This window comes from Lysobacter sp. A421, from assembly GCF_054052145.1.
This window is the reverse complement of record NZ_JBSVRL010000001.1, coordinates 331,426-352,012: the sequence shown is the minus strand read 5'-3', so window position 1 is coordinate 352,012 and position 20,587 is coordinate 331,426. Positions and strand designations below refer to the sequence as shown.

24 protein-coding genes and 2 pseudogenes are annotated in these 20,587 nt (G+C 65.1%); 11 read left to right on the top strand and 15 right to left on the bottom strand.

The genetic code is table 11. The features are described from left to right. Positions 1 to 79: 79 nt before the first annotated feature. The gene (locus ACW7G6_RS01630) at positions 80 to 958 is read right to left on the bottom strand and encodes an acyltransferase (protein ID WP_456979142.1); all 879 of its coding nucleotides are present in this window, start codon (positions 956 to 958) and stop codon (positions 80 to 82) included. Between the two features lie 128 nt (positions 959 to 1,086). Here ACW7G6_RS01630 and ACW7G6_RS01625 point away from each other — a divergent pair, with 128 nt between their 5' ends. Further along, positions 1,087 to 2,292 (top strand): serine hydrolase domain-containing protein, encoded by a 1,206-nt coding sequence (locus ACW7G6_RS01625; RefSeq protein WP_456979141.1) that lies wholly within the window; start codon positions 1,087 to 1,089, stop codon positions 2,290 to 2,292. Positions 2,293 to 2,399: 107 nt separating this feature from the next. Here the strand turns inward: ACW7G6_RS01625 and ACW7G6_RS01620 are convergent. From ACW7G6_RS01620 to ACW7G6_RS01605, 4 genes and pseudogenes are all read right to left on the bottom strand, one after another. After that, positions 2,400 to 2,531 (bottom strand): annotated as a pseudogene (locus ACW7G6_RS01620) (IS3-like element ISBce13 family transposase); the annotation flags it as partial. A 165-nt stretch (positions 2,532 to 2,696) separates the two neighbouring features. After that, on the bottom strand, positions 2,697 to 2,996 hold the full coding sequence (locus ACW7G6_RS01615) for a pentapeptide MXKDX repeat protein (protein WP_456979140.1): 300 nt from the start codon (positions 2,994 to 2,996) through the stop codon (positions 2,697 to 2,699). 127 nt (positions 2,997 to 3,123) lie between these two features. After that, entirely contained in the window at positions 3,124 to 3,780 is a 657-nt protein-coding gene (locus ACW7G6_RS01610; RefSeq protein ID WP_456979139.1) for an NrsF family protein, read from the bottom strand. Between the two features lie 5 nt (positions 3,781 to 3,785). After that, positions 3,786 to 4,310, bottom strand: a complete 525-nt coding sequence (locus ACW7G6_RS01605) for an RNA polymerase sigma factor (RefSeq protein WP_456979867.1) — start codon at positions 4,308 to 4,310, stop codon at positions 3,786 to 3,788. Between the two features lie 264 nt (positions 4,311 to 4,574). On the opposite strand from ACW7G6_RS01605, the gene ACW7G6_RS01600 reads away from it, so the two are divergent. The 3 genes from ACW7G6_RS01600 (at position 4,575) to ACW7G6_RS01590 (ending at position 7,812) form a co-directional block, all read left to right on the top strand. Continuing rightward, entirely contained in the window at positions 4,575 to 6,302 is a 1,728-nt protein-coding gene (locus ACW7G6_RS01600; RefSeq protein WP_456979138.1) for a cytochrome c biogenesis protein DipZ, read from the top strand. A gap of 78 nt (positions 6,303 to 6,380) precedes the next feature. Further along, a complete protein-coding gene (locus tag ACW7G6_RS01595; RefSeq protein ID WP_456979137.1) occupies positions 6,381 to 7,007 on the top strand; it encodes an NAD(P)-dependent oxidoreductase in 627 nt (208 codons plus the stop codon). 298 nt (positions 7,008 to 7,305) lie between these two features. Next, positions 7,306 to 7,812: a YkgB family protein gene (locus ACW7G6_RS01590; protein WP_456979136.1), complete on the top strand. Its 507-nt coding sequence runs from the start codon at positions 7,306 to 7,308 to the stop codon at positions 7,810 to 7,812. On the opposite strand, the gene ACW7G6_RS01585 is transcribed toward ACW7G6_RS01590, so the two are convergent. Both ACW7G6_RS01585 and ACW7G6_RS01580 read right to left on the bottom strand, forming a co-directional pair. Continuing rightward, positions 7,809 to 8,642 (bottom strand): AraC family transcriptional regulator, encoded by an 834-nt coding sequence (locus ACW7G6_RS01585; RefSeq protein ID WP_456979135.1) that lies wholly within the window; start codon positions 8,640 to 8,642, stop codon positions 7,809 to 7,811. The two genes, ACW7G6_RS01590 and ACW7G6_RS01585, sit on opposite strands and share 4 nt — an antisense overlap. A gap of 144 nt (positions 8,643 to 8,786) precedes the next feature. Further along, entirely contained in the window at positions 8,787 to 8,951 is a 165-nt protein-coding gene (locus ACW7G6_RS01580) for a hypothetical protein (RefSeq protein ID WP_456997407.1), read from the bottom strand. A 122-nt stretch (positions 8,952 to 9,073) separates the two neighbouring features. Here ACW7G6_RS01580 and ACW7G6_RS01575 point away from each other — a divergent pair, with 122 nt between their 5' ends. Together ACW7G6_RS01575 and ACW7G6_RS01570 are read left to right on the top strand one after the other, a co-directional pair. Next, positions 9,074 to 9,883: an NAD(P)H-dependent oxidoreductase gene (locus ACW7G6_RS01575; RefSeq protein WP_456979133.1), complete on the top strand. Its 810-nt coding sequence runs from the start codon at positions 9,074 to 9,076 to the stop codon at positions 9,881 to 9,883. A 257-nt stretch (positions 9,884 to 10,140) separates the two neighbouring features. Continuing rightward, positions 10,141 to 10,905 (top strand): transposase, encoded by a 765-nt coding sequence (locus tag ACW7G6_RS01570; RefSeq protein WP_456979132.1) that lies wholly within the window; start codon positions 10,141 to 10,143, stop codon positions 10,903 to 10,905. Here ACW7G6_RS01570 and ACW7G6_RS01565 read toward each other — a convergent pair. The 4 genes from ACW7G6_RS01565 to ACW7G6_RS01550 form a co-directional block, all read right to left on the bottom strand. Continuing rightward, positions 10,814 to 11,440: a sodium:solute symporter family transporter gene (locus ACW7G6_RS01565; RefSeq protein ID WP_456997406.1), complete on the bottom strand. Its 627-nt coding sequence runs from the start codon at positions 11,438 to 11,440 to the stop codon at positions 10,814 to 10,816. The two genes, ACW7G6_RS01570 and ACW7G6_RS01565, sit on opposite strands and share 92 nt — an antisense overlap. Before the next feature lie 138 nt (positions 11,441 to 11,578). After that, a complete protein-coding gene (locus ACW7G6_RS01560) occupies positions 11,579 to 11,947 on the bottom strand; it encodes a hypothetical protein (protein ID WP_456979130.1) in 369 nt (122 codons plus the stop codon). 41 nt (positions 11,948 to 11,988) lie between these two features. Beyond that, positions 11,989 to 12,303, bottom strand: coding sequence for a YciI family protein (locus tag ACW7G6_RS01555; RefSeq protein ID WP_456979129.1), 315 nt, complete (start codon positions 12,301 to 12,303; stop codon positions 11,989 to 11,991). A 198-nt stretch (positions 12,304 to 12,501) separates the two neighbouring features. Further along, on the bottom strand, positions 12,502 to 12,780 hold the full coding sequence (locus tag ACW7G6_RS01550) for a hypothetical protein (protein ID WP_456979128.1): 279 nt from the start codon (positions 12,778 to 12,780) through the stop codon (positions 12,502 to 12,504). A 308-nt stretch (positions 12,781 to 13,088) separates the two neighbouring features. Between ACW7G6_RS01550 and ACW7G6_RS01545 the strand changes: the two genes are divergently transcribed. The 3 genes from ACW7G6_RS01545 to ACW7G6_RS01535 all read left to right on the top strand — a co-directional run bounded on the left by ACW7G6_RS01545 (position 13,089) and on the right by ACW7G6_RS01535 (position 15,461). Then, positions 13,089 to 13,568 (top strand): VOC family protein, encoded by a 480-nt coding sequence (locus ACW7G6_RS01545; RefSeq protein WP_456979866.1) that lies wholly within the window; start codon positions 13,089 to 13,091, stop codon positions 13,566 to 13,568. A 251-nt stretch (positions 13,569 to 13,819) separates the two neighbouring features. Then, positions 13,820 to 14,359 (top strand): hypothetical protein, encoded by a 540-nt coding sequence (locus tag ACW7G6_RS01540; RefSeq protein WP_456979127.1) that lies wholly within the window; start codon positions 13,820 to 13,822, stop codon positions 14,357 to 14,359. Positions 14,360 to 14,372: 13 nt separating this feature from the next. Then, positions 14,373 to 15,461: a DUF5694 domain-containing protein gene (locus tag ACW7G6_RS01535; protein ID WP_456979126.1), complete on the top strand. Its 1,089-nt coding sequence runs from the start codon at positions 14,373 to 14,375 to the stop codon at positions 15,459 to 15,461. A 155-nt stretch (positions 15,462 to 15,616) separates the two neighbouring features. Here ACW7G6_RS01535 and ACW7G6_RS01530 read toward each other — a convergent pair whose 3' ends face one another. Beyond that, positions 15,617 to 16,462 carry an N-acyl homoserine lactonase family protein gene (locus ACW7G6_RS01530; RefSeq protein ID WP_456979125.1) on the bottom strand — a complete coding sequence of 282 codons (846 nt, stop codon included), beginning with the start codon at positions 16,460 to 16,462 and terminating at the stop codon, positions 15,617 to 15,619. Between the two features lie 87 nt (positions 16,463 to 16,549). Between ACW7G6_RS01530 and ACW7G6_RS01525 the strand changes: the two are divergent. Next, positions 16,550 to 16,663: pseudogene (locus ACW7G6_RS01525) on the top strand (VOC family protein); the annotation flags it as partial. A 76-nt stretch (positions 16,664 to 16,739) separates the two neighbouring features. After that, positions 16,740 to 17,444, top strand: a complete 705-nt coding sequence (locus ACW7G6_RS01520) for a DUF899 family protein (protein WP_456979124.1) — start codon at positions 16,740 to 16,742, stop codon at positions 17,442 to 17,444. Positions 17,445 to 17,503: 59 nt separating this feature from the next. Here ACW7G6_RS01520 and ACW7G6_RS01515 read toward each other — a convergent pair whose 3' ends face one another. Genes ACW7G6_RS01515 through ACW7G6_RS01505 form a run of 3 tightly spaced genes read right to left on the bottom strand, consistent with a single transcriptional unit; the run spans position 17,504 to position 20,561 of the window. Further along, a complete protein-coding gene (locus ACW7G6_RS01515) occupies positions 17,504 to 18,430 on the bottom strand; it encodes a TolB family protein (protein WP_456979123.1) in 927 nt (308 codons plus the stop codon). Between the two features lie 30 nt (positions 18,431 to 18,460). Beyond that, positions 18,461 to 19,336: a helix-turn-helix domain-containing protein gene (locus ACW7G6_RS01510; RefSeq protein WP_456997405.1), complete on the bottom strand. Its 876-nt coding sequence runs from the start codon at positions 19,334 to 19,336 to the stop codon at positions 18,461 to 18,463. Between the two features lie 31 nt (positions 19,337 to 19,367). Further along, positions 19,368 to 20,561 (bottom strand): c-type cytochrome, encoded by a 1,194-nt coding sequence (locus tag ACW7G6_RS01505; RefSeq protein ID WP_456997404.1) that lies wholly within the window; start codon positions 20,559 to 20,561, stop codon positions 19,368 to 19,370. Positions 20,562 to 20,587 lie beyond the last annotated feature (26 nt).

Sequence of the window (20,587 nt, the reverse complement as noted above, 5' to 3'; positions counted from 1 at the left end):
GGGATGGTGGCAAATGCGGACCATCCTTCACGCACGACGACGACCGATGCCCTTGGCTTGTACATCGATCGACCCCGCTTCACTCCCCCAGCAGGCGCGCCACGTCCGCATCCTTCTCCTGCCACAGCCCGTTCATCCATTGCTGGAACCGGACACGGAAGGCGCGGTCGTTGCGGTAGTCGCCTTCCAGCAGTTCATCGGGGATCGGGCGCTCGCGCACGTGCACGTGGATCGCGGGGACGCGGCCGGCCATCAAATCCATCATCGACGGCCGTCCGCCGGGATAGGCGATGGTGACATCGAGAATCGCGTGCAGGCCATCGCCCATCGCATCCAGCACGAACGCCACGCCGCCCGACTTGGGCTTGAGCAGGTGCCGGTACGGCGCGCCCTGCGTCGCATGCTTGGCCGGCGTGAACCGCGTGCCCTCGACGAAGTTCATGATCGCCACCGGGATCTCGCGGAATTTCTCGCAGGCACGGCGGGTGGCTTCGATATCGCGCCCGGCCAGCTCGGGACGCCGCGCGACCTGTTTGGGTGTGTGGCGACCCATGAACGGGAAGTCCAGCGCCCACCACGCCAGCCCCAGCAGCGGCACCCAGAACAGCTGCCGTTTCAGGAAGAAACGCAGCAGCGGGATGCGCCGGTTGAACACCTTCTGCAACACCAGGATGTCCACCCAGCTCTGGTGATTGGCCAGCACGAGGTAGTGGCCATCCTTCTGCAGTGCCACGTCCTGCTGCACATCGACGCGCGTGCCGAAGAAGCGGTCCCATAGCCAGTTGTTCACCCCGATCCAGCTTTCCGCCAAGCCGGTCAGCACCGGGTTGCTGGCCTTGCGCAGGCGTGCGAACGGGAGCAGCGCCTTGACCACCGCCACCAGCAGCAGCGGCGCGACGTGCAACACGGTGCTGGCCGCAAACAGCAGGGAGATCAGCGTCACGCGCAATGGGGGCATGGGGGTGCGAAAGTCTCAACGGGATGCGTATTGTCGCGGAAATCGGACCGGGCTCCCGCAGGGGCTCGACCACGAGAAGTAAAACGGGCATGTTCATGCAGGTTCATCCGGAGTCAGATTGCCACCCCATGACCAAAATCACCTTCCTCGCTGCACTGCTGTTCGCCGCCACATCCCTCGCCCACGCCACCGAGCCGGTTGCTACCGTGCGGGTCACCTTCGACCACGACGGTGTCACGTCAACCTACGTCCACGGCATCGCCGACAAGACGACCGGGCGCAAGGTCACCGCGGGCGACCCGGTGCGGATCGCTTCGATCTCCAAACTGGTGACCGCGATCGGAGTGATGCGGCTGGTCGAGGACGGCACGCTCGACCTCGACGCCGACGTGGGCGATCTGCTCGGCTGGCCGCTGCGCAACCCGGCGTTCCCGGACACACCGATCACGCTGCGCCTGCTGATGTCGCACCGCTCCAGCCTCACCGATGCGGCCGGCTACTGGCAGACGCCGCTGGGCGGGCAACTGCACGACATCCTCGACGATCCCAGCGCGTGGGACACCGCGCATGCGCCGGGCACGTATTTCCGCTACACCAATCTCAACTTCCCGCTGGTGGTGCAGGTGATGGAGCGTGCCACTGGCGAGCGCTTCGACCGCCTGATGGACCGACTGGTGCTGCAACCGCTCGGCATCGAGGGCTGTTTCAACTGGGCCACCTGCAACGACGCGGCCGCCGCGCGCGCGGTGGTGATCTACAACGGCGAGGGCGAGCCGAACAAGGACGATGATCTGAACGGTCACAAGCCCGCTTGCCCGGTGACCCCTGCGCAGGACGGCAGTTGCGACCTGGCACAGTGGCGCGCGGGCGATAACGGTGCGCTGTTCGCGCCGCAGGGCGGACTGCGGATCTCGGCCAACGGGCTGGCGCGGATCGGACGGATGCTGCTGGCCGAAGGCGAGTTGGACGGCGTGCGCCTGCTGACATCGGCCTCGGTGCAGGCACTGGCGACCCCGCAATGGCAATACACGCCCGGCGACGGCATGACCTATGAAGCCGACACTGGCGACGTCGGCGAAGGGTTCTTCTGCCGCTATGGGTTGGCGATGCAGACGCTGGCCACACCGGTGGAGGGCTGCCGCGACGACCCGTTCGGCGACGGCGTGCCGCGTGTCGGCCACTCCGGGTCGGCGTACGGATTGCAGTCGGGCCTGTGGCTCGACCGCGCGGGTGGCACCGGCGTGGTCTGGTTCGTCACCGGCATGCCGGGCGATCGGCTCGGCGGGCAGTCGGCGTTCAGTGCGGTGGAGGAAGCGTTGGCGCAAGGGATGTGAGCCCCCGCGCCTGGCGGGCCTAGAACGGGGTCAGGTCCACTTTCCCGCCGAATACGGCCAGATCGAGAAGTGAACCTGAGGTGGCCCGGCTTTTTCGGACACGTTGATTAAGCACTCAAGGCCTCGTCATCGACCACAGCCGGCACCCGATAGCCGAGCGTCTGATGAAGCCGTTTGCGGTTATAGAAGCCCTCAATGTAGCTGACGATGGCCATTCTTGCCGCATCACGCGTGGCGAAGGCAGGGTCACGTCACCAGGTTCGGATACCTTGAAGCGTACTGGGCTTTCGACAACGCCGTGTTCACTGAAGGCGCGCTTAGTGCGCGGGAAAAACAGCTGATCGCGGTGACCGTTGTTGCCAGGAGCCTGTCGGGCTTGAGTGGCCGACAGGCTCCTGGTCGTTTCAGCCGCCGCTGCTCATGGCATCACCGCCGGTCTTCTTCATTTTCATGGCATCGTGCTTCATGGCGCCCTTCTTCATCGCGCCATCTTTTTCCATCATGCCGTCGGACTTCATGGACGGATGCTTCATGGCGCCGGATTTCATGGCGTCGTGCTTCATCATGCTGTCCTTGGGCATGGCGTCGTGCGACATCGCCGAACCGGAACCGCTGGTCATCGCATCCTGCGCGAAGACCGGGCCGAAAGCGAAGGCGCCGACGGCGACGGCAGTAACCAGGGCGACAAGCGTGCGTGTGTTCATGGGTGCATCCTTGGAGGGAAAAGGGACGGAAGCGATCTGGCCGCTCCCACCCATTCCTTCGCAGGCCATGCGCCGGCGGTTACCTCGAGACAAACCACGACGCACGATGACTGCGATGCGCCACCGATCAATGCCGCGACAGCAGTCGGCCGCCCATCGCCACATTGACCATCACCACGATGGCCACGGCCAGCGCATGGGTCAGTAGATCGGTGGCGGCCGCGTCGAAGGCGTGGCAGATTCCCAGCAGGCTGGCCGAAGCGGCGGCGCTGGCCAATCCCACCATCACCGCGGTGAGCGCCGGCCGCAGCGGACAGGCGCGGCGCAGCAGCCAGACCATCAGCACCGACAACGGGATCGAGAAGCCGATGATGAACAGCAGACAGTCGACCGACTGGTGCAAGGTGGCGATGCTGGTATCCGGTGCCAGCCAGGTGCGCAGACAGCCCAGACCGCTGGCGCCGATCCACAGCAACAGGCCGGGCAACGGCAGCCAGGCCCATGCGCGCGAACGCCCGGGCACGGCCAGCACAAAGGCGGACCAGGCGGCGCAGACGGCGGTGAGCACGGCACCGGCGGCAGCCCAGGCCAGATCAGGCGCACCGGCCCAGCGCTGCAGCATCGGCTGGTCGCCATAGCGCGCCAGCAACCCCACGGCGATCACTGCCACGGCGAGCAGCCAGCCGAGCGTGCGCAGCCACGGCGGCGGCAGACGCCGTACCGGCGTCAGTTCGGCAACGAGCGTATCGATCAGGGCTTCGGGGCGGCGTGGATCGGACGACATGGTTTCTACGGTTCTCCGTGCAGGCGGCCGCGCAAGGCCTTCAGTGCGCGGTGCAGATTCACTTTCAGCGCGCCGGTGTTGCGCCCAGTGAGGATGGCTGCCTCGGCCAGCGTGTGTTCCTTCAAGCCCAGTTGCTCCACCGCTTCACGCTGGCCCGGCGGCAGCTCGGCGATGGCGTCGCGCAGGCGCCGGGCCTGTTGTTCGCGTTCGCCTTCGGCGCTGGCATCATCATGAGCGGCATACTGGTCCAGCGCGAATTCGTCGTGCACTTCGCGCCGGCCACGGCGCCCCTGGCTACGCAATGCATCGATCGCACGACGGCTGGCGATAGCGGCAAGCCAAGCGTCGAAGGAGCGGGTCGGGTCATAGGTGTGGCGCACGCGATGCACGGTCATCAGGGTTTCCTGCACCACGTCGTCGACCGCATCCACCGGGACGCCCTGCCGACGCGCCACGCTGCGGATCAGCGACAACGCACTGGCCAACACACGCTCATACGCGCGCCGATCGCCCGCCTGCGCGGCAGCCATCCACGCTGCCCGCTGGCGCTCGGCCTGCTTGCTGGGGCTGGCGGGTTCGGCTGACACGGTAAAAGGGCGATCCGATGATGAAATCAGACCGTCATCTAGTACCCGTGAACCGGTAGCGGTCAAGGGGGCATGCTCATTCCAAATCACTGCACTCATTTCAGGATTCGCCGCATCCACCGCGATGGTTACCCCCACCTGTGGATGTAACCGCCGGGCCAGAACCGGCGAATACCCCAGCGAATCCTTCATTAGGTGCCCCACGCCATGATCCTGCTGCTGCTCGCCTACCTCGGCGGCGTCCTCACCATTCTCAGCCCGTGCATCCTGCCGGTGCTGCCGTTCGTGTTCGCCCGCGCCGACCGGCCATTTGCGCGCAACGGCCTGCCGATGCTGATCGGCATGGCGCTCACCTTCGCCCTGGTAGCCTCGCTGGCGGCAGTCGGCGGTGGCTGGGCGGTGCACGCGAACCAGTACGGTCGCATCGCGGCGCTGGTGGTGCTGGCGTTCCTCGGCCTTACCCTGCTGTCCACGCGTCTGGCCGAATGGATCACGCGGCCGTTTGTGGCACTGGGCAACCGGCTGTCGCAACACGCCGACTCCAAACAGGATTCGATCTGGAGCGCGGCGGGCCTGGGCATCGCCACCGGCCTGCTGTGGGCGCCGTGCGCGGGGCCGATCCTGGGTCTGCTGCTGACCGGCGCGGCGCTGAACGGCGCCAGCGTAGGCACGACCCTGTTGCTGCTCGTCTACGCCGCCGGTGCGGCCACCTCGCTGGCGTTGGCACTGGCCGTGGGCGGGCGGGTGTTCGCCATGATGAAGCGCTCGCTGGGTGTCGGCGAATGGGTGCGTCGCGGTCTGGGTGTGCTGGTGTTATGCGGCGTGGTCGCGATTGCGCTGGGTGCGGATACCGGCCTGCTCACCCGCATCTCGCTGGCCAGCACCGGCCGCATCGAGCAGACGCTGATTGATGCGGTACGGCCCATGCCTACGGCCTCCGCGTCACCTGCGCCGAAGGCCGGCGAGCCGCTGCCGATCGAAGGCGAGTTCCCCTCGCTGGGCGGCGCCACCGGCTGGCTCAACAGCGCACCGCTGACCCCGCAATCGCTGCGCGGCAAGGTGGTGCTCGTGGATTTCTGGACCTACTCCTGCATCAACTGCCTGCGCACGCTGCCCTACGTCGAGGCCTGGTACGACAAGTACAGGGACCACGGCCTGGTCATCATCGGGGTGCATGCGCCGGAATTCGCCTTCGAGAAGGATCCAGCCAACGTGGGCGCCGCGGTGAAGCGGCTGGGCGTGAAGTATCCGGTGGCGCTGGATAACAACTACGCGATCTGGAAGGGCTTCAATAACCAATACTGGCCTGCCCACTATTTCATCGATGCGCAGGGTCGCATCCGCGCTCACCATTTCGGCGAAGGTGGCTACGCGGAAGGCGAGGACATGATTCGCCGCCTGCTCACCACTGCGGGCTTCAAGAACCTGCCGGGCGGCTACGTGAAACCGGGCGCGAAAGGCGCGGAAGCGGCGTCTTCGGGTGATGCGCAGCGCTCGCCGGAAACCTACGTGGGCTATGCACGCGCGGAGCATTTCGCCAGCGGCCAAGTAGCCCATGACGACGCATTCGACTACCACGCGCCCGCCACGCTGGCCAGCAACCAATGGGCACTCGACGGCCGCTGGACGGTGCATCCGCAGGACGCCACGCTCGAACGTGCCGGCGGCAGCATCAGCTTCCGCTTCCGTGGTCGCGACCTGCACCTGGTACTGGGCCCGACCAGGGACGGCAAGCCGGTGCGCTTCCGCGTCACGCTGGATGGCCATGCGCCGGGCGCCGACCACGGCATGGACACCGATGCCGACGGCAACGGCACGGTGACCTCGCAACGGCTGTACCAACTGGTGCGCCAGGACCACGGTACCGGCGAGCGGGTGTTCAAGATCACCTTCCTCGACCCCGGCGTGAGCGCCTATGCGTTCACCTTCGGCTGACGGTCCCATCCCATCGCGACTCTGCGCCCGCTTCCTTGTGAAGTGCGGCGTCCATACCAACAACGATCGAGGTCGAACATGAAGGTTCTAGTTTTGGGTGCAACAGGCGGGACCGGACGGCTGATCGTCCACGACGCCTTGGAGAAAGGTCATTGGGTCGTGGCGATGGTTCGCTCGAAGGCGAGCGCGCCCGATCTCTTGGGAGCAGACATCATCGAAGGCGATGTTCGGGATCAAAGCGCCCTCATGCGCGCCTTGGACGGCTGCGATGCCGTCGTCAGCTCGCTCGGGACGGGAGTTGGCTTCAGCGAGGTCAGCCTGCTGACCGAAGCGACACACGCGCTGATCCCGGCGATGAACCGCAGCGGTGTGCGTCGTCTGGTCTGCATCTCCGCCTTGGGCGTTGGGGACAGCCGCGGCCACGGCGGCTTCGTATTCGATCGGCTATTCCAGCCCTTATTGCTTCGCCATGCCTACAAAGACAAGGGTCGTCAGGAAGACGCGATTCGCGCCAGCGCACTCGATTGGGTCATCGTCCGGCCGGGCATGCTCACCAACGACCCCGCTCGCGGAAGTCTCAGGGCCACTGCCGGCCTCGCCAGCGTCCACGGCGGGAAGGTAGCGCGCGCCGATGTCGCCCGGTTCGTGGTGGAGCAACTGGCGACCAACACCTGGTTGAAGCAGACACCCGTCCTCCTGTGGTGAGGGTGTTCTCGTAGATCACCTTTTCTCGGAAATCAGCCAGCTTGTCGATCGAGGGGTCATATTGAGGTGACCCCGTTTTTGCGCGATTACGTTCCGGCCCGAACCCGGGTGTTCATCGCCTTTCTCGCAGAGCGCCTCCTCTTTAAAGGCCTGCAATGAGTCAAGACGATCTGCACTGAACGCAATACGTTCAGAAGCCACGAGCGTGGAATCAAAGGCAACACTGTCTCCACTCCCAACGCACACCGCGTTAGGTTGCTGATTAGCGTTCCTCACCACACTCTTGGAAGCCTTGATCATGAAAGCCTTAAGCATCGAGAACTATAGAAACAGCGCACAAAACCATTCAACGCTCGGGATAAAAACCATGGCAATAGGCGCCTACGGTGCTTATTTTGCACTTGCCGTCATTTATTTCTGGTTCGGCGGCATGAAGTTCACCCACTACGAAGCCGTGGGACTGGTTCCGCTGGTGAGCAATAGCCCTCTCCTGGGTTGGGTCTATGGCATCTTCAGTGTCGATACCTTCTCCAGTCTGCTCGGCGTGCTGGAGGTCTCGATCGGTGCTCTGATTGCAGGTCGCTTGCTGACACCAAAGCTTTCATTGATTGGTGGTGTGCTGTCTGCCGGATTGTTCTTCACGACCTTGAGCTTCATGTTCTCGACCCCTGGCGTGATTGAACCCAGCCTCGGTTTTCCAGCCATTTCGGTTGCGCCGGGTCAGTTTCTTCTTAAAGACATCGGGTTGCTTGCCGCTTCGATATTCGTGGCCGGTCATTCTTTGACCGAGCTGGAAAGGCGTTAAACCGATGATTGACCTAGATTTTTCATCCAGTCCCGAGGGCTGTAGCCCGTCTTGCGTCGAAATGCGCGTGCAAGTGCGGATGGACTTTCATAGCCGACTTCGGCGGCGATCAGCGTAATCGACCGTCCTTCACGCAGGAGCTTCTGCGCCAGGCTGATACGCCAACTCAACAGATAATTAGCAGGTGTCTGCCCGACAACAGCCCGAAAATTAGCGGCATAGGCTGCACGCGACATATTCGACTCGCTCGCCAGTTCCGCGATCGACCAGGCACGGTGAGGTGCGTTATGAATCTGTACAAGAGATCGCGCCAGTCGCAAGTCGGCCAATCCAGCCATCATTCCGGTACGTAACTGGTGATGGTCGAGCAGGTGCCGAAACAACAAAATGATCAACAACTCGAACAAGCAATCCAGCGCGGCCTCCCTGCCACAATGCTCACCTGCCGCCTCGCCGAACATCCATTTCAGCGTATCGGCCAACATTGGCAGCTCATCCAGAGGCAGCACCAGACAATCGGGTAACGAAGCCGACAACGGGTTATCTACCCCGCCCGTAAACTCCATTGACGCACACAATAGTTGAGCGCCCTCGGACTCACCGGCAAACAGTTGATGCCGGCCGGGGCGTGGCATAAAAATCAGGCTGGGGCGGGTCAGCAGCAAGTCCTTGTGATCGGGCCCCAGCAAAGTGACGCTACCAGCCTGCAGCAGATGGATATAACCACGCCGTTCAACGCCATCGTAGGACGTCAAGCCGCGCAGTTTGCCATTGTAAATAAGATTTGCGCGCACGCCGAACTGCGACAACAACGTGGACAAGCGATCCATGGGCAATCTCTTGGCGAAATATAGACGCTCAGATCATATAAGAACGTAAGAACGGGGTCAGGTTCACTTTCCCGCCGAACGCAGCCAGGTCGAGAAGTGAACCTGACCCCGTTTTTGAAGTAGCAGCGCGGTAGCTCGACCGCGCTATTCCAGTGGCACCAACTGGTGAGACGGGTCCGCGCACACCACCAACCCGCCCTCGCCCGATGCGGCACCGACCGCCTGCACACGCATGCCGACGACCAACCCCTCCACGTCCACCGGCGCCGCCTTGCACAAACTCCAGCGGGCCGGGAGCTGGACCTGCACAATCCCGCGCCTTTCCGACTCGACCTGCACGACGGCCGATCCGGTGAAACCGCTGGCTGGGTACATCCCAGCGAGCGCTGAAGCGCACCCCTCCACTCCACGACAGAGACCAGAGAAGCATGATGATGAAGAATATCCTTATTGTATCTGCGCACCCCGAACCAACCTCGCTCACCCGGCAGTTGGTCGATGTTACTGTCGAGACGCTTGGCGCCGCCGGACACGAGATCGTGCAATCCGAACTTTACGGCATGAAGTGGAAAGCGGTGTTCGACGCCGACGACTTTCCCGTCCGCACCAATCCCGACCGCCTGTCGTTCATCATGGAGTCGGGCCATGCCTATGCGACCGGCAACCAGACGCCGGATGTTGTTTCCGAACAGGCCAAACTTCTTGCCGCGGACGCGGTCATCCTGCAGTTCCCGCTGTGGTGGTACAGCGTGCCCGCGATCCTGAAGGGCTGGATCGAGCGCGTCTATGCCTTTGGTTTCGCTTATGGCTACGAGAACGGCACCAACGAGTTTCGCTTCGGGGACGGCATCCTGAAGGGCAAGCGCGCGCTGGTAAATGTTCAGGCCGGTGGACCTGTGGCGGACTATGGCCCGCGCGGGATCAACGCACCGATTGAGGAGCTGCTTTTTCCGCTGACCCACGGCGCGCTCTTCTATCCGGGCATGGAGGTGCTGCCCACGCACGCTGTCTACAGCGCCGGCCATGTCTCCACCGCCGAAGAGGTCGAGGCGATCAAGGCGGGCTGGCGCGCGCGACTCGCCGGGCTTTTCACCGACGCGCCAATCCCGTTCCGTGTGCAGAACGGAGGCGATTTTCCCGATCGTCACACCATGGCGGATGACGTCGCGCCGGGCCAGACCGGCATCGTCGCGCATGTCGCCGATAGGGTGGTCGAGACGGTTGACGCATTGCCGTCATAGGTCCACGGCTGCAAGTCGATGGAGGCGATAGTGCCTTCGATGCGCAGCGGCCCATCCGCCTGCTCGGCAACATCCGCAGTGGTGGCGCAGGACGCGGCGGCCAGCGCCACGGCAAGCGCAAGGGTGAACGGAAGCGCGGGTGCGATACGGGTCATGGGCAGTTCTCGCTGCGGTTGAGGTCAGCGGAGATTACGCGTTCCAGAACGGCAGAACGGGGTCAGGTTCACTTTCCCTACGTTGGTCGATGGCGATGCCCGATGCGCAACGGCGGCACGTGCCGGCTGCCGCCACGCGACTGCATCGCCATGCTCATGGACATGGCCCGCCTCCCCCGTCTCGACCTGCCCGGCATCCCGCAACACGTGGTCCAGCGCGGCAACAACCGGCTGCCTTGCTTCCTCGACGATGGTGACCGGCGCCAGTATCTGCACCTGCTGCGGGAATCGCTCGCTGCAACGCACTGCCGGCTGCATGCCTATGTCCTCATGGACAACCATGTCCACCTCCTCGTGACCCCGCAGGAGGCCGGCGACGTGGGTCGCCTCATGCAGCGACTCGGCAGGAGCTACGTCGGCCTGTTCAACGCCCGGCATGGCCGCAGCGGAACCTTGTGGGAGGGGCGGTACAAGGCCTGTCTGGTCGATAGCGAAGACTATGTCCTGCGCTGCCATCGCTACATCGAACTCAACCCCGTGCGCGCACAGCTGACCGACAACCCGGCCGCGTATCGCTGGTCCAGTTGCCCGGCCTATCTCGGCCAGCGCGCAACCTCGGAACTCTGCGAACATCCAGTCTGGCGAGACCTTGGTGACACCGCGACGCAACGCCAGAAGGCGTGGCGCCAAGTGCTGGACGAAGCACTCCCACCCGAAGAACTGGCAGAGATCCGCCTCTACCTCCAGCAGCAGCGGGCGCTGGGCCGCGACGTCTTCAAGGCGATGGTCGAAGCAAAAACCCGGCGCTTCGCCTCCGCGCGGCCGGCTCATCGCCCGCGGCAAGAACCAGACCCGAGGGGTAAGTGAACCTGACCCCGTTTTCCAGAAAACCCCCGATGACGGTGTACACGAGCACCACCCCAAGGGTCAGCGACACGCCCGCCGCGTAATCGGTCATCCAGCTGAACTCGAGCACCGCGCTGAACGCGCTTTCGGCAAGCTTGCCGCCCGCCACCAGGCCCGATGCGGTGTACACGGAAAAGAACACCACCACGATCAGCGCCGAGATGACGCGCAACGCCATTGCCCTGCTGGGGAATCGTTTGGAGAGGAATTGCGGAATGGTCAGGCTGTTGTCGTAGCGCTCGGTCTGCTCGCGCAGGCGCGGTGCGACCACGATCCAGTTCACCAGTGCACCCAAAGTCAGGCCGATACCGATCCAGGCCGATACCAGGCCGCTGACGTACAGCGCGCCGGGCAAACCCAGCAGCAGCCAGCCACTCATGTCGGAGGCTCCGGCAGACAGCGCCGCGACGGCGGGCGACAGCTTGCGTCCGCCGAGGGTGTACTCCTCGGAAGACGAGGTCGAGTTGCGGTACGCGTAGAAGCCGATGCCCAGCATCAACGCGAAGTAAAGGCCCAAACTGATCCACACACCAATCGCCATAAAACCCCACTTTCGACGGCTACGGGCTAACACCCATAACGCGGCAGTCAATCACACCGCGCGCCGCAGAAGCAAATGACACCAGTCCCGGCGCTATTCCATTGACGCCAACCGGTGAGACGGGTCCGCGCACACCACCAACCCGCCCTCACCCGATGCGGCACCGACCGCCTGCACGCGCATGCCGACGACCAACCCCTCCACGTCCACCGGCGTCGCCTTGCACAGGCTCCAGCGGGCCGGGAGCTGGACCTGCACAATCCCGCGCCTTTCCGTCTCGACCTGCACGATGGCATTGCCGTCGTAGGTCCACGGCTGCAGGTCGATGGAGGCGATGGTGCCTTCGATACGCAGCGGCCCATCCGTCTGCTCGGCAACATCGGCAGTGGTGGCGCAGGACGCGGTGGCCAGCGCCACGGCGAGCGCAAGGGTGAACGGAAGCGCGGGTGCGATACGGGTCATGGGCAGTTCTCGGTGCGGTCGAGGTAAGCGGAGATTACGCCTCAGCTGGCTTTCTCGGCGGCGAGTGCCGGGGCGGCAGGGCCTAGCAAGGGCACCCACTCGCGGATCTCGCTGGTGGCTACCACGCCCTGGGTGACGAACGGATCCCTGTCCACGATTGCCCGGAGGGCCGCTTGATCACCCACGCGGAAGATCAGTAAGCCGCCGCGCGCGTCGTCGGGACCCCAAGGTCCTGCAACGACGAGCTTGCCGGCGTCGACAAGGCCGCGCAGGTGCTCAAGGTGTGCGGGACGCGTGGCGTCCTGGAGCGCCACGTCGGGGCTGTAGGAATACATGAGGGCGAAAGTCTTGGCCATGAGGGATTCTCCTGATGGTTGTGCGGAACGCACGGGGGGTGTGGGCATGATCGCTGCCGTGTTGCACTGCAGAACGCGCGGGAACCGATCTGGCGACCGGTCCCCGTGTGGGGCCGGCGAACGGGGTCAGGTTCACTTTCCCGCCGAACGCGGCCAGATCAAGAAGTGAACCTGACCCCGTTTTAGACCCTGCTCCGTTCAATCGCGCCTGAGACGGCGCGCTGCCTCAGCCGCGGCCTGCAGGACGCGCACATACGCCACACGGGCTTTCGGGGCGTTGCCTGCAGCGCTCTCCAGCCCGTCGACAAACGCCTCCATCAGCGCCGGCGCGTTGTACTGGTCGCCCAGCGAGCCCATCGACCTGGCCACGGCATCGCGCAGATGCCAATCCACGTTGACGCCGTTCTCGGCTTCATTGGCGAGGTCGACGACGCGCAGCAGATGCGGCGTCACGAGACCGACGACGGTGGCTCTCATCCCTTCAATCCTGCTTTCGGTAGGACGGAAGACTAACCCGGCGGGCACCGCTACGTGGGCCACACAGGATCGACGAACGGGGTCAGGTTCACTTTCCCGCCGAACGCGGCCAGATCGAGCGGTGAACCTGACCCGGTTTTAAGGCGCAAGCTGAAACGGTGTCGAGTCGCGCCGCCTCCGTTCGTCGCACAGGTAACCCACCCGGAGCCCCACATGCCCGCTGCCTGCCCCCGCCTGTACGCCCACCCGCTTTCCTCCCACTGCCATTGATCCACCGTTTCACCGCCCCTTTGTTTCGGAGACGCAAGATGATCAGCAAAAACACGATTTGTCTTTGGTATGACGGCACCGCGCTCGATGCCGCAACGTTCTACGCCGAAACCTTCCCCGACAGTTCGGTGGACGCCGTCCACCACGCGCCCGGCGACTTTCCGGACGGCAAGCAGGGCGACGTCCTGACCGTCGAGTTCACTGTGATGGGCATCCCCTGCCTCGGACTGAATGGCGGCCCGGCGTTCAAGCACGACGAGGCGTTCTCGTTCCAGGTCTCCACCGACGACCAGGAAGAAACCGACCGCCTGTGGAACGCGATCGTCGGCAACGGCGGCGAGGAAAGTGCCTGCGGCTGGTGCAAGGACAAGTGGGGCCTGTCGTGGCAGATCTCGCCGCGCGTGCTGATCGAAGCGGTCACCGACCCCGATCGCGCGGCGGCCAAACGCGCATTCGACGCCATGATGACGATGCGGAAGATCGATATCGCCACGATCGAAGCGGCACGGCGGGGCTGACTATCCCGTGATGCCCGTGATCACCGCATTGCGCCAGTGCAACCGGGTCAGTGGGGCCAGACCGCGCCAGACGCGGAAAACCATGCTTCTGCGTGTCACCGTGCCAATAGTCAGGGTTGAAGGCGCGGGCAGCCGTGTAATACCGTAATAGTCACGTATATCACCGTCACCGCCCAAAACCACCCAGCGGGCAAGCCAGCCTGCCCGCTCGCAACGCCCGCGCACCGACCATGGAGCTCCTTGTGCCTGACATGAACCAACCCACCCGCGCCCTCGCACTCGCCGCCCTCGTAGCCGCCCTCATGACTGGCTGCGCCGGGATCGCCAGCAAGGAAATCGAAGCCGAACGCATTGCGCTTCACGCCGAGCCCCTGGAGCTGGATGCCGAGGGTCGCCCCGCCGCCAGCATCGCCCCATCGGGTGCAGTGACCATCGGCGATGACACCCTGGCACTGACCGATGCCCAGCGCGCCGAAACCGCCGGCTACCGCGACGCCGTACTCGACCTCGTCGACCTCACCCTCGACGACACCAAATCCCTGACCAACCGCGCGATGGTCACCGCCCTGCTCGGCGTCGTGACCGGCCTTGGCGACCAGGCCGAACGACACATCGAAAGCCAGGCCAGGGAAATCGCCCACACGCCGGAGTTCTGCGGACTGCTCGACGACGTGCGCCAACACCAGGACCGGATGGTGCGGTCGGTTGCGCAACTGCAGCCCTACGCCGACATCAGCGAGCAGGACGTCGACGACTGCGCCGCCGGACACCCATACGACCTGAGCATCTAGGAGGAACCCGACATTGCGAAAGACACTCACAACCCTGGCGCTGTCGCTTGGACTGGCCCTGACCGGCACCGCACACGCGCAAATCGACCTGTCGACGCTGGACAGGGACATGGCCGGCCAGCGGGCGCAGGTGCTGGTACTGGGCAGCGTACACCTGACCCAGATGCCGGAAGAAGACTTCAAGCCGGAATCGCTGGAACCGCTGTTGGCACGGCTGGCCGCCTTCAAGCCGGATGTCGTCACCATCGAGGCGATCTCCGGCGAAAGCTGCGACCTGATGGCGCGCCACCCGACCGTCTACGACCCGGAAGGAATATCGCGCTATTGCAACAGCCCTGATGAAGCCAAGGCCGCGACCGGCCTGGATGTACCGGCAGCCATTGCCGAAGTGAAAAAGACGTTGGCGGATTGGCCCGCGCAACCGACCCCGGCCCAGCGCCGGCATCTGGCCGCATTGTTTCTGGCGGCCAACGACCGGGCCTCGGCATTGACCCAATGGCTGCAGCTGCCGGAGGCCGAACGACGCGCCGGGGATGGACTGGACGAAGCGCTGGTGGCGCGACTGGACAAGGTCATGGCATACAACAGCGAGAGCTACCAGATCGGGGCGCGACTGGCCGCCCGGCTCGGGTTGGAGCGCGTGTTCGCCACCGACGATCACACGGGCGACAGCTACGAGGCGCCTGACGGGGATCTGGAAGCGTTCGGCACGGCGATACAGCAGGCATGGGACGCCGCCGCGGCGCAGATGCGGCCGATTGACACGCACATCGAGGAGCTCAAGAAGCGCGGCGACATGCTGGCGTTGTACCGCTTCATCAACCGCCCCGACAACCTGCAAGTCCATGCCGACAGCGACTTCGGCGCCGCGATGCGCGAGACCTCGCCACAGCACTACGGCCAGCTCTACGTTGCCGGCTGGGAGACCCGCAACCTGCGCATGGTGGCCAACATCCGCGCCGCGTTCATAGAGCACCCGGGCGCCCGCGTGGTGTCGATCGTCGGCGCCTCGCACAAGCCGTGGTTCGACAACCTGCTGGGGCAGATGCAGGGCGTGGATATAGTCGATGCGCAGAAACTGCTGCAGGCTCCAGCCAACTGACAGCAAGCGTTCCGTTTTTGCCGTCGATCCCGTCTGTCGCCGCGCGTCGCCAGCCTGGAGCAGTCGCTCGATGCACTGAAGGCCAGCATCCGCCATGACAATGCCAGGCGGCTGCTCGGCCTCGACGAGGGCTGACCCGCGCGTACAGCCGCCGGCTACTCGGCGAACGCCGGAAACGCCGGCAACTTCGAGACGTCGCGGGGGTCGTGCTGGATGATCACCGTCGCATCCAGGTTCTTGGCGATCTTCCGGAAGCGATCCAGCGACGCGAGCGAATCGGCCCGGTCGGCGTTCCAGCGCGGCACGCCATCGTTGTCGTAGTTCTCGTGGAAGTGGGTCACGTCGCCGGTGAGCAGCACGTAGCCGGTCTTCTCGAGCTTGACCAGCAGCGCGTGGTGACCCGGCGTGTGCCCGGGCAGACTGATCATGACCACCGAGCCATCGCCGAAGACGTCCTCGCGATCGCGCAGCAGGGGCTTCACCTTGCCGCCACCGGAGATCCATGGCACCAGCGGCGCGCGACGCGTCTCGAACTCCTTCGCTTCCATGCCGGGCGGGGGCTGGCCGGCGCTCATCAGTTGCCAGTCGCCCCGGCCCATCAGCAGCGTCGCATCGGGAAACGACGCCAGCTGGCCGGTATGGTCGGTGTGGTGGTGGCTGATGCCGACGAACTCGATCGCATCGACCGGCACGTCGATGCGCGCCAGCAGGTCCACCAGGGGCACCTTCGGGGCCTCGGGTGCACCATCCATGGGGTTACCCGTGTCCCAGAGCAGGTACCGGTCGCCGTGTCGGACCAGGTAACAGCTGTAGGTCAGCTGCAGCTTGAAATCCGGATACGCGTAGGTGTCGGAGAACGAGGCTACGCTGACCGGTTTGGGCTCGTTGCCGCAGTCCAGCCGCGCCAGGCCGACCTCGGCGGCCTGCGCCGACAAGCCGGGCGCCAGCGAAACTGCAACTGCTGCCAACAGCGTCCGCGCGAGTGCTATTGCAATGGGCATGATCTCCTCCTGTTGTTCATGGCGCACTCCGGCCCCTGCTTTCATGGAACCTTGTGCACAGACATACTGCAAGCTCAGATGCTAGACCTGATCGAAGCGGTCACTGACCCCGACCGCGCGGCGGCCAAGCGCGCATTTGACGCCATGATGACGATGCGCAAGATCGATATCGCCACGATTGAGGCGGCACGGCGAGGCTGACCTTGCCCCCCGTGATCACCGCCTTCGAAAGCCCGCCGGACCGCGGCCGCGGCCTGGTTTGAGTAGGAGGAATGTCATGAAAGTATCAGCAACTCCGAGAATCGTTAGCCGTGATGAGTGGGAACAGGCTCGCGCTGAACTACTGGTCCGTGAGAAGGCGCACACTCGCGCCGGCGATGAACTGGCCGCCGCTCGGAGGCGTCTCCCGATGATGCGGATGGAACCGGTCATGGTCGTGGGTCCGGACGGCCCGGTCCATCTGCACGATGTGTTCGAAGGCCGCCGCATGTTGATCGTCTATCACTTCATGTGGAACCCGGGCGCACCTCACCAAGGACAGTGTGAAGGCTGCACGCACAGTCAGACGGCAATGAACTCGGCCGTCCGCTCCTATCTGGCCGAACGCGACGTGAGCTACGCCGTATTCAGCAGTGGCCCGTGGGCCGAGATCGCTGCCTACCGGGATTTCATGGGTTGGACGACGCCGTGGTACTCGACAGCCGACTCCGGAGATGTGCTGGCGACCCGAAACGGGGGTGACCTCCGCTGCTACGTTCGGGACGGCGAAGGGGTGTTCCAAACGTACGAAACGAAGTGGCGGGGGATTGAGGCGATGCTGCCCACTCTCCAACTGCTTGACCTCACTGCCTACGGTCGACAGGAGACGTGGGAGGACTCGCCTGTCGGCTGGCCGCAGCAGGACGAGGCTGGGTCGTGGTGGCGGCGTGACGGCCGGCCAGTTGCTCAGTGGACGCGCACCAGCGCACAGGCCGGGCCCTAACGGGGTAGGCCCTCCGCCTACGCGACTAGACCTGCCCGGCATACCGCAGCTCCCCGCTGTCAATCACACGGACTTTCGGCGTCAAGGCCGAGCGCATCGACTGCGACGCGGTAGATATCGCGAAGACCGTTCCCCGGACTGGCGAGACGGCGCGTCAGCGTTGCCATGTCGTAGCGCCGGTTTCCCTGGCGGAAGGTGCTGCGATTGCTGGTGAAGTAGAGGTACTTCCCACTGGGATCGATCCGCGGCCCGAAATCCCAGCCGGCCGAGTTGGTGGCGGCCCCCAGCGCCCGCGGGCGGGACCACGTACGCGCGCAGCGATAGGTTACGTAGAGGTCGTACCCGCCGGCGCCGGGTTGCCGCCCTTTCGCGGCGAATACGAGGTAGCGCCCGTCGGGATCGACGTAGGCTTCGATCTCCTGGTCCGCGGTATTGATCACCGGGCCAAGGTTCTGCGGTTGCAGGAACCGCTCGCCATCCCAGCGGGCGCGCCACAGGTCGCTCTTGCCGTGGCCACCTTCCCGCTCCGAGCCGAAGTACAGCCAACCATCACGGGTCATGGTGGGAAACCACTCGTTACCGGGGCTGCTCAATTCCGACACGTGGCGGGGCGGGCCCCAGCCGTCTGGAGTACGCCGCATCGCCCAGATTTCGGTGTCGGGACGCGCACGCGTTCCCTTGATGGGCCGGTTGGAGATAAACAGCATCCGGCTGCCGTCGAAATCGATGAATACATCCGCGTCGCTGTAGCGGCCACTGAACGACGCGACCTCCGGCGGCTGCCACCGGCCGTCGCGTTGATGGCTGACCAGCGTGGTCCAGTGGGCGAAGTCGGGCGAGCTGCGCAGGAAGTACGCGGTGCGACCGTCCGCGTCGAAGGTAATGTGGGCGTCGTCGTACTGGGTGGAGAACAGGCCAGAGCCGAACAACTCCCCGTGCGGGGGTGAAGCCAATGCAAGGGCAAGTGCAAGACCGACAAGCATCATGGTGATGCCTCATTGCGGGAAAACCACAAGCTAGCGGGACGGTGGCCGCGGGACTTGCAAAAACGTGCGCATCGCACGGCGCCGCGACGGCGCCAGCCGTTCCCGCGCCGCGGCCGGGGCAAGGCCGAGTTCGCGGCCGAAGGCGGCGTCCATGTGGCTGTGGCTGGCGAATCCGACATCCAGCGCCAACCGGGTCAGGTCCTCGCAGCCCTCGTCCAGTCGATCCAGCACGGCCGCCACCCGCAAGCGCCGCCGGTACCCGCGCATCGTCTGGCCGGTGTACGCCCGGAAACTGCGCATCAAGTGGAAGGGCGAAAGCCCGACGGTCCGGGCGACGACGTCGACACCGACATTGCGGTCCAGGCAGTCGCCAAGCAGCATTCGTGCATCGTCGAGCTGGCGCTGGAAGCGACGCCGTGCTGACGCGTTCCGCACCGGGACGACCGGCAACGGACGCAGGAGCCCGATCAGCTCCAGCGTCAGTTCCTCGCTGCTCATCCGGTCGCCTCCCGGGCACGCGAGCTCCCGCCACAGCGCGAGGTGGGCGAACTGGCTCCGCGGATCCACCGCGAATTCCACCCGTCGCCCCTCAAGCGCGTCCCGGCCGAATACCTCCTCGTCCAGTCCGGGGGCACACGCGATGATGGTGCACCGGTCGCCGCCTTCGACGGGGTGCGAAATGCGATAGGCGTGGCGCGCGCAATGGAACAACGCGGTGGTCGGGTCGGCGTGGTGGCGGCGGTTGCCAGAGTGGTAGGCGAAGGCGCCGCGCCGCACCAGTGCGATGTGCGCGCCCTCATCGCCCCGCTCGGCCCCGCAGCCGCCGCGCGGGGCCGCACAGCGGATATCACGGACCGTGACCGTATCCGTCGCGAACAGCTGCGTGTCGTGGGCCATGACCGGCATTGTGGCATCCGGCATGCGCACACCGGGAGCCCTACAACGTCTTGAGGTACTCGACCAGGTCCTCGCGTTCGTCCGCGGTCAAGCCAAGCGCCAGCGTCTCGTCGTAATGCTCGACCACCTCGACGAGCGTGGCCGCGCTGCCGTCGTGGAAATACGGTGGGTGCTGCCAGAGGCCGCGCAGCGGCGTGGTGCGGTAGGCCTTGTTGGCGGTGCGCGCGGCGTACGCGCCGTCCATGCCGGTCTCCTCCGGCGCGTGCAATAGGCCGGAGATGTTGTCGGTGCGGGTCTTGGCGACGTGGCAGCCCATGCAGTTGCGCGCGAACACCGGGAAGCCGCGCCGCGCGGCAACGCGGTCATAGCTGCCCACCGGCGGCAGCGGTGCCTCAAGGCTGAGCTGGTACGCGCGCAGCGCCGGCAGTTTCGGGGTGACGAGGTCGGGCGTCTGGCGCACGTCGATGCCCAGGCGCGGATCGGAGAAGTTGCCCTGCCCGCCCATCTGGGTCACCGCGACGTAGGCGTTCCAGTACGACACCGTGCCGTCGCCGGTGAAGGTCTCGTTGCGGATGTGGCGCAGCCCGTAGGCCGGCGGCAGCACGATCGGCGTGTTGAGGCCGTCGATGTTGAAGCGGGGGTCGTACTTGCCCGGCCCCCAGCTCATGTACACCGCCCTGTCCTCCGGCGACACCGCCGGCGACAGCGCGATGATGAAGCCCGGGTCGAGGTCGACGTTGGCCCAGCCGTCCATGCGGCGGCCGATGCCGGGCCCGACCGAATCGTCGACGCTGGAATGGCACAGCGCGCAGGTGATGCCGAGCCGGGTGATGCGGCCATCGGCGTCGACGTCGGCCTTGATGCCGAGCACCGCGTCGAGGCTCAACAGCGCCGCAGTGGTGGCCGGATCGCTCAGGTCAGCGGTTTCGAGGATGCCCGGCGGCAGCGCCTCCGAATCGACCTTGAGCCCAACCGCGAGCGCAGTGATTGGATCGATCGTCGCGACCACCTCGTGCATACGCAGGCGGTCGGTCCAGAGCTGCTCGTCGCCGAAGGTGTCGTAGCGGAAGATCTGCTGGCCTTCGGCAATGAGCGCCGGCGTCGGCGCCGGGTTCGCGGGGTGCTCGGCGGCCTGCGCCTGGCCCTCCGATGACAGGCCGCAACCGGCGCTCGCCGCGGCCGCGAGGGTGATGAGCAATCCAGGCAGGGCCGGGTGGATAACGACATTCGACATGACGCCTCTCCGATGGTCGCGAGGGC

Coding starts and splice junctions, on each gene's coding strand:
- ACW7G6_RS01610 (WP_456979139.1), bottom strand. CDS start 3,780: ATGTCGTCCGATCCACGCCGCCCCGAAGCCCTGATCGATACGCTCGTT.
- ACW7G6_RS01540 (WP_456979127.1), top strand. CDS start 13,820: ATGAACCAACCCACCCGCGCCCTCGCACTCGCCGCCCTCGTAGCCGCC.
- ACW7G6_RS01615 (WP_456979140.1), bottom strand. CDS start 2,996: ATGAACACACGCACGCTTGTCGCCCTGGTTACTGCCGTCGCCGTCGGC.
- ACW7G6_RS01505 (WP_456997404.1), bottom strand. CDS start 20,561: ATGTCGAATGTCGTTATCCACCCGGCCCTGCCTGGATTGCTCATCACC.
- ACW7G6_RS01560 (WP_456979130.1), bottom strand. CDS start 11,947: ATGACCCGTATCGCACCCGCGCTTCCGTTCACCCTTGCGCTCGCCGTG.
- ACW7G6_RS01545 (WP_456979866.1), top strand. CDS start 13,089: ATGATCAGCAAAAACACGATTTGTCTTTGGTATGACGGCACCGCGCTC.
- ACW7G6_RS01585 (WP_456979135.1), bottom strand. CDS start 8,642: ATGGATCGCTTGTCCACGTTGTTGTCGCAGTTCGGCGTGCGCGCAAAT.
- ACW7G6_RS01605 (WP_456979867.1), bottom strand. CDS start 4,310: ATGGCTGCCGCGCAGGCGGGCGATCGGCGCGCGTATGAGCGTGTGTTG.
- ACW7G6_RS01510 (WP_456997405.1), bottom strand. CDS start 19,336: ATGCCGGTCATGGCCCACGACACGCAGCTGTTCGCGACGGATACGGTC.
- ACW7G6_RS01550 (WP_456979128.1), bottom strand. CDS start 12,780: ATGAGAGCCACCGTCGTCGGTCTCGTGACGCCGCATCTGCTGCGCGTC.
- ACW7G6_RS01625 (WP_456979141.1), top strand. CDS start 1,087: ATGACCAAAATCACCTTCCTCGCTGCACTGCTGTTCGCCGCCACATCC.
- ACW7G6_RS01600 (WP_456979138.1), top strand. CDS start 4,575: ATGATCCTGCTGCTGCTCGCCTACCTCGGCGGCGTCCTCACCATTCTC.
- ACW7G6_RS01595 (WP_456979137.1), top strand. CDS start 6,381: ATGAAGGTTCTAGTTTTGGGTGCAACAGGCGGGACCGGACGGCTGATC.
- ACW7G6_RS01565 (WP_456997406.1), bottom strand. CDS start 11,440: ATGCTGGGCATCGGCTTCTACGCGTACCGCAACTCGACCTCGTCTTCC.
- ACW7G6_RS01530 (WP_456979125.1), bottom strand. CDS start 16,462: ATGCCCATTGCAATAGCACTCGCGCGGACGCTGTTGGCAGCAGTTGCA.
- ACW7G6_RS01520 (WP_456979124.1), top strand. CDS start 16,740: ATGAAAGTATCAGCAACTCCGAGAATCGTTAGCCGTGATGAGTGGGAA.
- ACW7G6_RS01515 (WP_456979123.1), bottom strand. CDS start 18,430: ATGATGCTTGTCGGTCTTGCACTTGCCCTTGCATTGGCTTCACCCCCG.
- ACW7G6_RS01590 (WP_456979136.1), top strand. CDS start 7,306: ATGAAAGCCTTAAGCATCGAGAACTATAGAAACAGCGCACAAAACCAT.
- ACW7G6_RS01575 (WP_456979133.1), top strand. CDS start 9,074: ATGATGAAGAATATCCTTATTGTATCTGCGCACCCCGAACCAACCTCG.
- ACW7G6_RS01630 (WP_456979142.1), bottom strand. CDS start 958: ATGCCCCCATTGCGCGTGACGCTGATCTCCCTGCTGTTTGCGGCCAGC.
- ACW7G6_RS01555 (WP_456979129.1), bottom strand. CDS start 12,303: ATGGCCAAGACTTTCGCCCTCATGTATTCCTACAGCCCCGACGTGGCG.
- ACW7G6_RS01570 (WP_456979132.1), top strand. CDS start 10,141: ATGCGCAACGGCGGCACGTGCCGGCTGCCGCCACGCGACTGCATCGCC.